The organism is Mycobacterium sp. (genome assembly GCF_049585075.1).
GTDB lineage: Bacteria > Actinomycetota > Actinomycetes > Mycobacteriales > Mycobacteriaceae > Mycobacterium.
Genome location: NZ_JBAUZA010000437.1, coordinates 1 through 10,155, shown reverse-complemented (window position 1 = coordinate 10,155; position 10,155 = coordinate 1). Strand labels below are relative to the sequence as shown.

Sequence of the window (10,155 nt, the reverse complement as noted above, 5' to 3'; positions counted from 1 at the left end):
ATCCTGAGCCGGCACCCAGGTGAGCCGACTTTGGTGATCGGCGCCTACCTCGACCAGCTCGACGAGCTAGGCGAGGTGCTCGATGCCCCGGTGATCCAGGGCTCGACCAAAACCGCCGAGCGCGAGGCGCTGTTCGACGCCTTCCGTCGCGGTGAGGTGAATACCCTGGTGGTGTCCAAGGTCGCCAACTTCTCCATCGATCTGCCGGAAGCCGCAGTGGCCGTGCAGGTTTCGGGGACGTTCGGCTCTCGCCAGGAGGAGGCGCAGCGGCTGGGCCGGCTACTGCGACCCAAGGCCGACGGCGGCGGGGCGGTGTTCTATTCGGTGGTGGCTCGCGACAGTCTGGATGCCGAGTACGCCGCACACCGGCAACGGTTTCTGGCCGAGCAGGGCTACGGCTACATCATCCGCGACGCCGACGACCTCCTTGGCCCGGCGATCTAGAGCGACAGGATGGTCGCCGACGCGGTGCCCGGGGCGCCGTACACCTGTGCCAGGCCGACGCGCGGATTGCCGGGGACCTGACGATCGCCCGCCTCTCCGAGCAGCTGGCGCACCAGCTCGTGCACCTGACGCAGCCCCGACGCGCCGATCGGCTCGCCGTTGGCGATCAATCCGCCGTCGGTGTTGACCGGAATCGAGCCGTGGATCTCGGTGGCGCCGTCGGCCACCAGCTTCTCCTGCTCGCCGTCGGCGCATAATCCAGTCTCGGCCATGTGGATGACCTCAGCGCCGGCGTCGGTGTCCTGCAGCTGGGCGACGTCAACGTCCTCCGGACCGATTCCCGCGGCCTCGTAGGCGGCTTTGGCCGCATACACCGTGGGCGACACATCCTCGTCCAATGGCGCGAAGGTGGCGTGCACCTCGTAGGCGCCGTAGCGACGGGTGCGGATCTCACACGCGCGCACATACACGGGCTTGTCGGTGTACTTGTGCGCCATGTCGGCGCGGCACATGATCACTGCAGCGGCCCCCTCGTCGGGCGCGCAGAACATGTACTGCGTCAGCGGGTAATTCAGCACCGCCGAGTTGAGGATCTGGTCCTCAGGGATTGGCTTGCGGCGGAACGCATTCGGGTTCAGCGCACCGTTGCGGAAGTTCTTGGCGGCCACCTTGGCCAGCGTGGCCTGAGAGATGTTGTGGTCGTGCAGGTACTTGTTGGCCTTCATTCCGAAGAATTTGGTGGTGACGAACTGCCCGTTCTGGGCATACCACTGCGGCAGCGCCAGTTTGGCGGGGTCGTCGGTGAAGGCGCCGCGGGGATGCTTGTCCATGCCGATGGCGATGCCGATGTCGTACTTGCCCAGCCGGATGGTGTCGGCGGTCTGCTGAATAGCGCTGGCCGCGGTGGCGCAGGCATTGAAGACGTTGGTGAAGGTGATGCCGGTCAGACCGACCAAGCGGGTCACCGCGTCGGGGTTGGACACCTCGTGGCTGCCGCCGAACCCGAATTGGATGTCCTTCCAGTCCACGCCGGCGTCGGTCAATGCCAATTGGATTGCCTCGGCGCCCATTTCCATCGCGGTCTTCTCGAACCTGCCGAATGGATGCAGGCCCACGCCGATGATGGCCACGTCGTTAGTCATGTGGACCCCCGCCTATGCCGGCTGGAACGCGAAAGTGACGATCTCGTTGCCATCAGCGTCGGTGGTCAACGGCACCATGGTGAGTTCGACCTGCTGGCCGAACTTGAGCTTGGCCGGATCGTTTTCAGTCAATCGGCCCTCCACCCGGATCACGTCGCCGAGCTGGACCAGGCCCACGCCGAACGGCACGAAATCGTCGCCGGTCGGGCCGGCATAGGGAGCACCGGGCGGGAAGCCCTGGGTGGTCCATGCCACCAGGGTTCCGCTGCGCGGCAACAACACTTCGCTCATCTCGCCGCCACTGCAGCGCGGACACCGCTGCTGCACCGGAAAGGTAGTGGCGCCACAGCCGCCGCATCGACTGCCGATCAACTGCGGACTCTCGTCGGGCCAGGTTGAGATGTCCGGGGCAAGTGCCTTCTGCATCGAGCGATCCTCCAGCGATCATCCATCCAGCAACCAGAACATTGCTCACTGAACCGTATAACAGCCTTGGTGAAAAGTGGAAATCCCATTCTCATATTAGACGCGCGGCAGCTCTGCATTATGTTGGCGACCATGGCGGTCACGGTGATTCTCGAACTCAGGTTCAAGCCCGACGAGGTCGCCGCGGGGCGCGAACTCATGGGCCGGGCGTTGCAAGACACTCGGGCGTTCGATGGGAACCTGCGCACCGAAGTGCTCGTCGACGACGACGACGAAGCGCACTGGCTCATCTACGAGCTATGGGAATCGGTCGAACACGACGAGGCCTACCGCAGGTTTCGCGCCGGCGAAGGCAAGCTGACGCAGCTCCCTCCCCTGTTGGCCGCGCCTCCGGTCAAGACGCGGTACACCACCAGCGACGTCTAGCTCAGCGCGGGAATCACTTCTTGTTCGAACCGCTCGATGCTGGACCGGTCATAGGCGGCCTCCGGGAAGTAACAGATGGCGTACTCGCAGCCCAGGCCGCGCAGATGCTGCAGTCGCTCGATGACCTGTTCTGCAGTACCGGTTGCCGACTCGGGTCCGGTTGTCCCCCCGATCATTCCGTCCGCGGCGCCTTCCGGGATGTAGCCGACCAACCGATCGCGGATACGCTGCAGCCGGTCTTTGACCTCGGCCTCGGAGGCACCGATGACGGCGTTGACATTGACCGAGCGCACGATCGTGTCGAAGTCGGTGCCCACATCGCGGCAATGCCCGGCAAGCACCTCGGACTTGTGGGCAAATCCGGCAGGGTCCGGTGTGAAGTTGGTGTACTGCGCGTATTTCGCGGCGATACGCAAGGTCACCTTCTCGCCACCGCCGGCGATCCATAGCGGAATCCCGCTGTCCTGCAACGGCTTCGGAGCAACGATCGCCCCGTCGACCTGGTAGTGTTTACCGGCGATGCTGACCTTACCGTCGCGCCAGGCGTCGCGCATGATCTGCACGCCTTCATCCAACCGGCCTAACCGCACTCCCGCCGACGGGAACCCGTAACCGTAAGCGCGCCATTCGTGTTCGTACCAACCACCACCTATACCCATCTGGACACGCCCGCCCGAGATGATGTCGGCGGTGGCCGCCACCTTCGCCAGATAGACCGGATTGCGGTAGCTCATCGCCGTGCACATCTGGCCGAGCTTGATCCGCGACGTCGTCGCCGCGTAGGCCGACATCAGCGACCACGCCTCGTGGGTGGCTTCGCCGGTCGGCATCGGCACGGTGTGAAAGTGGTCGTAGACCCACAATGAATCCCACGGACCGTCGTCGGCACGGGCGGCCAGGTCGCGCATCACCGCCCAGTGCTTGGAGGGTTCGATTCCGACCAGATCCATCCGCCAGCCCTGAGGGATGAAGAGTCCAAATTGCATAGCTTGGGACTTTAGAGCTAGCGGCCCAGGGCGGCGAGCGCGCCTGCCACCGACGCGGCACGCAATTCGTCGAGCGGGGCATCGAGAAACTGCACACAGCAGTCCTGCAATCCGCCGAAGGCAATCACCGCCCGGGTGGCCTGGGCCAGGGTTGGCGCCGGGCCGAATACCAGCCTGCCGAGCCGTTCGCGCCATGCCAGCACCATCTCGACCAGGTGGAGGTCTTCCAGGATCGCGAATTCCGCCAGGACCAACATCAGGTCCTGCCGACGGCGGTAGTGGAAATCGAAATAGCCCTCGAGCAACTCCCGCACATCGATGTCGGCCCGGTTCTCCTGGTCGGCGACAAACTGCTCGCCGTCGTCGATCAACGGCTGCACAATGCTGCGAATCAGCTCTTCTCGCGAAGTGAAGTGGTAATACAGCGCCGGCTTGGTGATTCCGAGCTTGTCGGCGATGTCCCGCAGGCTGGTCCGTTGCACACCTTGCTGCGCGAATAGCTCGCGGGCGACATCTTGGATGCGCTCGCGGGTGTCGGAGCGGGGCCTACTCACATCGACAGTTTATCTGACTTAACGATAGGTAAGCCCGGATGTTAGGCTTACCTATCGTTAAGTAAGGAGGTGCTGACATGCGGGTTCTTATCTCAGGTGCGAGCGTCGCCGGCCCCGTGCTGGCGTACTGGCTGGCTCGGCGTGGCTTCGAAGTGACCGTGGTCGAGCGCGCGCCGACGTTACGCAAAACCGGCGGGCACGCCGTCGATCTGTTCCGGCCGTCGATGGAGATCTCAGCGAAGATGGGCGTGCTGCCGCGCATCGAAGCTCGCGCCACCGGAACGACCCGGATGACCATTTTTCGCGACGGTGCAAAGCATCCGGCCAACGTCGATCTGACCAAGCTCTTTAGCGCCGCATCTGATCGGCACGTGGAAATCATGCGCGACGATCTGAGCGAGATCTACTACGACGCCGGCCGCGACGGTGTCGAGTACCGGTTCGCCGACTCCGTCGCGAGCGTATCCGCCGACGGTGACGTGACTTTCGAGCATGCTGCGGGACGTAGGTTCGACGCCATCGTCGGTGCCGATGGGCTGCACTCCAACGTTCGACGGCTGATTTTTGGCGCGGAGGCGGAGTTCACCCGGTTCCTCGGTGCGTACCTGGCGGTGGCGTCAGTGCCGAAACACCTTGCGCCCGAAGGAGAAATGGTCTGCTATGCGGCGGTGGGACGAATGGCCGCGATCTACACCGCCCAACACCTCGACGACGCTCGGATAGTATTCCTCTTCCATAGCCCCGAACTGCGATACGACCACCGAGATGCGGTGCGGCAAAAGGAGATACTGCGTCAGGCTTTCACCGGGATGGCTTCCGAGGTAGATGGTTGGCTTGACCAACTCGACGACTCGTCGGCGTTTTACTACGACGCCATCACTCAGCTTGAGCTGGACGGCTGGTCACGCGGGCGGGTGACTCTGGTCGGCGACGCCGGCTACTGCCCGGGGCCAGCGGTGGGCGGCAGCACCAGCCTGGCGGTCGTGGGCGCGTACGTGTTGCCTGGCGAACTGGCCCGGGCAGACGGCGATTATGCCGCAGCATTTTCGGCCTACGAATCCGCGATGCGCGAACCGGTACGCCGTAGCCGCGCGTTCGCTCGGACTGCCGCAAAGACTGTCGTTCCCGGCTCCGCAGCGGCCCTGTGGGCAGTGACCCGGGGCGCGCAGCTGATATCGGCGCTGCCTGCGTCAGTTTCCCGGACGGTCGCAAAGCTCAACACCAAGGGTGTGCGGATGCACGATTCGATGCAGGTACCCGACTACACCGAGGTTTGGCAACATAGCCGGTATGAAACTTGACCTGCTGGGCTCCAAGCACACCCTCTTCCGGCTGTTTTACCGCCTCGGGTTCACGCCTTGGGACGGCCACCCGCTGGCGCAGAGTCTGCGAAACCTGGTCGAAGGCAACGAGTTACCCGCGTTGCCGGTCGGCAACGCACTTGAACTGGGTTGCGGTACCGGCGACACCTCCATCTATCTGGCCAAGCACGGGTGGCAGGTCACGGCCGTGGACTTCGTGCCTACGGCGCTGGAGAAGGCGCGGGCCAAGGCGGGCTCCGAAAAGGTCAACTTCGTCCAGGCTGACGTCAGGCAGTTGCGTCAGACCGGACTCAGCGGACCTTTTCAGCTCATTGTCGACAATGGCTGCCTGCACAACATGAACGACGACGACCGCGACTCCTATGTCCGCGAGGTCAGCGCAGTGGCCGCACCCGGCGCGCGGCTGCTCATCGTGGCGTTCATCCCTGGCGGGCGATTCGGCGTGCGCGGCATCGACCGCGCCGAAATGGAACGGCGGTTCGCATCCGGCTGGACACTGCTGTCCACTGGCGAAGAGCAGGAGCTCGACGCGGAGAAAACCCCGACGCGGTACTACCTCTTCCAGCGCAGCCGTTAGATGGAATACCGTCCAAGTCATGGCTTCTCGACACGTGTTGTTTCGGGTCTTCTACGGACTCGGGTTTACTCCGTGGGATGGTCACGCGAACTCGCCGATGCTGCAGGAGCTCGTCGAGGGTAGTAACGCGCTGTCGCCAGGATCGGCACTCGACGTCGGCTGTGGAACTGGCGACGCGTCGATCTATCTAGCCCAACACGGCTGGCACGTCACCGGGGTTGACTTCACGCCGAAGGCGCTTGATGCAGCGCGCGCCAAGGCCCGCGCCGCAGATGCTGCGGTCAACTTCGTCCACGCCGACGTCACGCATCTGAGCGAGGCCGGAATCGATGCGAAGTTCCAGTTGATTGTGGACAACGGCTGTCTGCACGGCATGAGCGATACCGACCGGGACCTTTACGTCCGAGAGATCACAGCGGCCGCCGCCCGCAGCGCGCACCTACTCATCGTGGGCGCCAAACCCGGTGGGCCGGTTCGGTTTCTCGGACTGGACCAGGCCGAGGTCGAGCGCCGATTCACGCCCGCATGGACGCTGCTGTCGGCGGCAGACGAGAAGATGGCATTTGCCAACGGGTCCGCGTTCCGGCGCACACCTGGGCTGGTTTGCAACCGGTTTAAGGTGCGCAGCTACGTGCTACAGCGCAGCGAGTAGGGCGCGAGCAGACGCTACGAAGTCAGCGAGTCCGGGGGCAGGAACCGGTCGCCGTACTTGGCCGCAAGCTCGCGGGCCCGCGCGACGAAGGCTTCCTTACCTGTACCGGTCGCGCCCTGGTAGCCGACGATGTACTGGGCGCTGCCACCGGTCCACGGCGGATAGCCGATGCCCATGATCGAGCCGATGTTAGCGTCGGCGGTCGACGTCAACACGGTTTCATCAAGGCACTTCTGGGTTTCCAGCGCCTCGGCGAACAGCATCCGGTCGATCATGTCCTGCAGCGGCGGCTCCGCAGAACCGGATTTGAACGTCTCGCGCAGACCCGGCCACAGCTGGGTGCGCTTGCCGTCGACGTATTCGTAGAAGCCGGCACCTTTCAAGCGGCTGGGCCGGCCGATCTCGATCATCTTCTCGACGACGGCCTCGGCCGGGTGCGGCTCATACGTGCCGCCCGCGTCTTCGATGCCCTTGCGGCTCGCGACCGCGATCTTGTGCATCAGCTCGAGGTTCAGCTCATCGGAGAGCTGCAGCGGCGGCGCCGGGTAACCGGCCTGCGAACCGGCGTGCTCGACGCTGGCCGGCTCCACGCCCTCGCCCAACATCGCCAGCGCCTCGTTGACGAAGGTGCCGATGACACGGCTGGTGAAGAAGCCGCGGCTGTCGTTGACGACGATCGGGGTTTTGCCGATGGCCAGTGTGTAGTCGAACACACGAGCCAGCGCCTCGTCAGAGGTCTTCTCGCCCTTGATGATTTCGACCAGCGGCATCTTGTCGACCGGCGAGAAGAAGTGGATCCCGATGAAGTCCTCCTGCCGCTTCACACCGGTCGCCAAGCCGGTGATCGGCAGCGTCGAGGTGTTCGATCCGAGCAGCGCGTTGGGTTCGACGACGTCCTCGATCTCCTGGAACACTTTGTGCTTGAGGTCCTGGTTTTCGAACACCGCCTCGATCACGAAGTCGACGCCCTTGAAGTCGGCGGGGTCGGCCGACGGCGTGATGCGGTCCAGCAGCGCCTTGGTCTTCTCCTCGGTGGTCTTGCCACGCTGAAGTGCTTTGGCCTCAAGCTTTTCCGAGTAGTTCTTGCCCTTCTCGGCGGCCTCGAGGCTGACGTCCTTGAGCACCACGTCATAGCCGGCCTTGGCCGACACATAGGCGATACCGGCGCCCATCATGCCCGCGCCCAGCACACCGATCTTGTTTATCTTGACCGGCTCGATGCCGTCCGGACGCGAACCACCGCCGTTGATGTGCTGCAGGTCGAAGAAGAACGCCTGAATCATGTTCTTGGCGACCTGGCCGGTGACCAGAGAAGTGAAGTACCGGCTCTCGATGCGGCTGGCGGTGTCGAAGTCCACCTGCGCGCCCTCGACGGCCGCGTCCAGGATGGCCCGCGGCGCCGGCATCGGGGCGCCCTTGAGTTGCTTTTTCAGCAGCGCCGGGAACGACGGCAGGATGCCGGCCAGCGCGGGGCTGGAGGGAGTGCCGCCAGGCATCTTGTAGCCCTTGACATCCCACGGCTGGACGAAAATACGGTCGGGGTTGTCCTTGAGCTCCTCTTTTATCCAAGCCTTCGCCCTCGGCACCAGTTCGTCGACCGAGCCGACGAGCTCGTCGACCAACCCGATCTCCTTGGCCTTGTCCGGCTTGAAGCGGGTGCCCTGCGACAGGATGTTCATGAACGCGTTCTGGATGCCGAACATCCGCACGGTGCGCGTCACGCCGCCGCCACCGGGCAGCAGGCCCAGCGTCACCTCGGGCACACCGACGACCAGACCCTTGACGTCGGCGGCGATTCGGTGATGACACGCCAGCGCGATCTCAAGGCCGCCGCCGAGCGCTGCACCGTTGATGGCGGCCACCACCGGCTTGCCCAGTGTCTCCAGGGCGCGCAGGTCGCGCTTGATCGACTCGACGGTGTCGAACGCCTCGCCGGCGTTCTCCGGGCCGAGTTTGATCATGCCCTTGAGGTCACCGCCGGCGAAGAAGGTCTTCTTCGCGCTGGTGATAACGACGCCGGTGATCGAATCCTTCTCCGCGACAAGGCGTTCGACGGTGCTGTGCATGGACTGCGCGTAATGCTCGTTCATCACATTGGCTGACCCGGTGGGGTCGTCCAGCGTCAGGGTGACGATGCCGTCGGCGTCCTTGTCCCAAGCAATGGTCTTCTCGTACATGGTCTTAAACCCTCTCGATGATGGTGGCAACACCCATGCCGCCGCCGATGCACAGCGTGACCAGCGCGCGTCGCGCGTTGCGGCGCTCGAGCTCGTCGACCATGGTGCCGGTGATCATCGCGCCGGTGGCGCCGAGCGGGTGGCCCATCGCGATGGCGCCGCCGTTGACGTTGAGCTTCTCGTCCGGGATGTGGAGGTCCTTCTGGAACTTCAGCACCACCGACGCGAACGCCTCGTTCAGCTCGAACAGGTCGATGTCATCGACCGTCAGGCCGGCGCGGTCGAGAACCTTGCGGGTGGCGGGCGTCGGGCCGGTGAGCATGATCACCGGGTCGGCACCGCTGGTGGCGGTGGCCACGATGCGGGCCCGCGGGGTCAGCCCCTGCGACGTGCCGGCGGCCTCGGAACCGACGAGCACCAGCGCGGCCCCGTCGACGATGCCGGAGCTGTTGCCGCCGGTGTGCACGTGGTTGATCTTTTCGACGTAGTGGTACTTCTGCAGAGCCACGTCGTCGAAACCACCAGCCTCACCGATGCCGTCGAACGCGGTCTTCAACTTGCCGAGGCCCTCGAGCGTGGTGTCGGGACGCATGTGCTCGTCGTGATCGAGGATGACCAGACCGTTCTGGTCACGCACCGGCACCACCGACTTCGCGAAGTAGCCGCCCGACCAGGCCTCAGCGGCCTTGTGCTGGCTGCGCAGCGCGTAGGCGTCGACGTCCTCGCGGGAGAAGCCTTCGATGGTGGCGATCAGATCGGCGCCGATGCCCTGCGGCACGAATCCGATCTGGTAGTTGGTCTCGGGGTCGGTTGCCCAGGCACCGCCGTCGGAGCCCATCGGGACGCGGCTCATCGACTCGACACCGCCGGCCAGCACCAGGTCGTCCCAGCCAGAGCGCACCTTCTGCGCGGCGGTGTTGACGGCTTCCAGGCCCGACGCGCAGAACCGGTTGAGCTGGACGCCGCCGGTGGTCTCGGGCAGGCCGGCGGCCAGCACCGCGGTGCGGGCGATGTCGCCGCCCTGGTCGCCCACCGGTGAGACCACGCCGAGGATCATGTCGCTGATCAGGGTCTCGTCCAGGTCGGGGTAGCGCCTGCGCAGCTCGTCGACCAAGCCGACGACCAGGTTCAGCGGCTTGACCTCATTCAACGATCCGTTGCGCTGCTTGCCGCGCGGCGTGCGGATGGCCTCGTAGATGAAGGCTTCTTCGGACATGGGTGATTCCTCTTTACAAGTGGTTTCTTGGACTTGCCCTTGGGACGCTAGTCCCCTGTCGGCCACCCTAACAAAGCAGCCGATCAACCTGTTGGTTGGGCCGCCTTCGGCCCAACGTGAAGCTGCGCTCACGCTCACCGTCGAGCGTGCGGCTAGCTTCACGCTCGACGCTCTAGGCTCGACGGCCATGACGGTGTCGCGACTGCAGCCCTATGCGACCACGGTGTTCGCCG

At 64.6% G+C, this 10,155-nt stretch carries 11 protein-coding genes; 5 read left to right on the top strand and 6 right to left on the bottom strand.

Going from position 1 to position 10,155, the window contains the following annotated elements; all coding sequences use genetic code 11:
• Positions 1 to 444 (top strand): helicase-related protein (locus WB785_RS20795; RefSeq protein WP_424081375.1); only part of this gene is annotated, 444 nt, incomplete at its 5' end.
• Here WB785_RS20795 and WB785_RS20790 read toward each other — a convergent pair.
• Both WB785_RS20790 and WB785_RS20785 read right to left on the bottom strand, forming a co-directional pair.
• The gene (locus WB785_RS20790; protein WP_424081373.1) at positions 441 to 1,586 is read right to left on the bottom strand and encodes a thiolase family protein; all 1,146 of its coding nucleotides are present in this window, start codon (positions 1,584 to 1,586) and stop codon (positions 441 to 443) included. The genes WB785_RS20795 and WB785_RS20790 overlap by 4 nt on opposite strands.
• 12 nt (positions 1,587 to 1,598) lie before the next feature.
• Positions 1,599 to 2,012 (bottom strand): Zn-ribbon domain-containing OB-fold protein, encoded by a 414-nt coding sequence (locus WB785_RS20785; RefSeq protein ID WP_424081371.1) that lies wholly within the window; start codon positions 2,010 to 2,012, stop codon positions 1,599 to 1,601.
• Positions 2,013 to 2,144: 132 nt separating this feature from the next.
• Between WB785_RS20785 and WB785_RS20780 the strand changes: the two genes are divergently transcribed.
• Positions 2,145 to 2,438, top strand: a complete 294-nt coding sequence (locus WB785_RS20780; protein WP_424081369.1) for a putative quinol monooxygenase — start codon at positions 2,145 to 2,147, stop codon at positions 2,436 to 2,438.
• Here the strand turns inward: WB785_RS20780 and WB785_RS20775 are convergent.
• Positions 2,435 to 3,424, bottom strand: a complete 990-nt coding sequence (locus WB785_RS20775) for an LLM class F420-dependent oxidoreductase (RefSeq protein ID WP_424081367.1) — start codon at positions 3,422 to 3,424, stop codon at positions 2,435 to 2,437. The genes WB785_RS20780 and WB785_RS20775 overlap by 4 nt on opposite strands.
• 17 nt (positions 3,425 to 3,441) lie before the next feature.
• Positions 3,442 to 3,978, bottom strand: coding sequence for a TetR/AcrR family transcriptional regulator (locus WB785_RS20770; RefSeq protein ID WP_424081366.1), 537 nt, complete (start codon positions 3,976 to 3,978; stop codon positions 3,442 to 3,444).
• Positions 3,979 to 4,055: 77 nt separating this feature from the next.
• Here WB785_RS20770 and WB785_RS20765 point away from each other — a divergent pair, with 77 nt between their 5' ends.
• Genes WB785_RS20765 through WB785_RS20755 form a run of 3 tightly spaced genes read left to right on the top strand, consistent with a single transcriptional unit; the run spans position 4,056 to position 6,529 of the window.
• Positions 4,056 to 5,279: an FAD-dependent monooxygenase gene (locus WB785_RS20765; protein ID WP_424081364.1), complete on the top strand. Its 1,224-nt coding sequence runs from the start codon at positions 4,056 to 4,058 to the stop codon at positions 5,277 to 5,279.
• Positions 5,280 to 5,283: 4 nt separating this feature from the next.
• The gene (locus WB785_RS20760; protein ID WP_424081376.1) at positions 5,284 to 5,877 is read left to right on the top strand and encodes a class I SAM-dependent methyltransferase; all 594 of its coding nucleotides are present in this window, start codon (positions 5,284 to 5,286) and stop codon (positions 5,875 to 5,877) included.
• A gap of 19 nt (positions 5,878 to 5,896) precedes the next feature.
• The gene (locus WB785_RS20755; protein ID WP_424081362.1) at positions 5,897 to 6,529 is read left to right on the top strand and encodes a class I SAM-dependent methyltransferase; all 633 of its coding nucleotides are present in this window, start codon (positions 5,897 to 5,899) and stop codon (positions 6,527 to 6,529) included.
• A gap of 14 nt (positions 6,530 to 6,543) precedes the next feature.
• Here WB785_RS20755 and WB785_RS20750 read toward each other — a convergent pair whose 3' ends face one another.
• Positions 6,544 to 8,706 (bottom strand): 3-hydroxyacyl-CoA dehydrogenase NAD-binding domain-containing protein, encoded by a 2,163-nt coding sequence (locus WB785_RS20750; protein WP_424081360.1) that lies wholly within the window; start codon positions 8,704 to 8,706, stop codon positions 6,544 to 6,546.
• A gap of 4 nt (positions 8,707 to 8,710) precedes the next feature.
• Positions 8,711 to 9,922, bottom strand: a complete 1,212-nt coding sequence (locus WB785_RS20745; RefSeq protein ID WP_424081358.1) for an acetyl-CoA C-acetyltransferase — start codon at positions 9,920 to 9,922, stop codon at positions 8,711 to 8,713.
• Positions 9,923 to 10,155 lie beyond the last annotated feature (233 nt).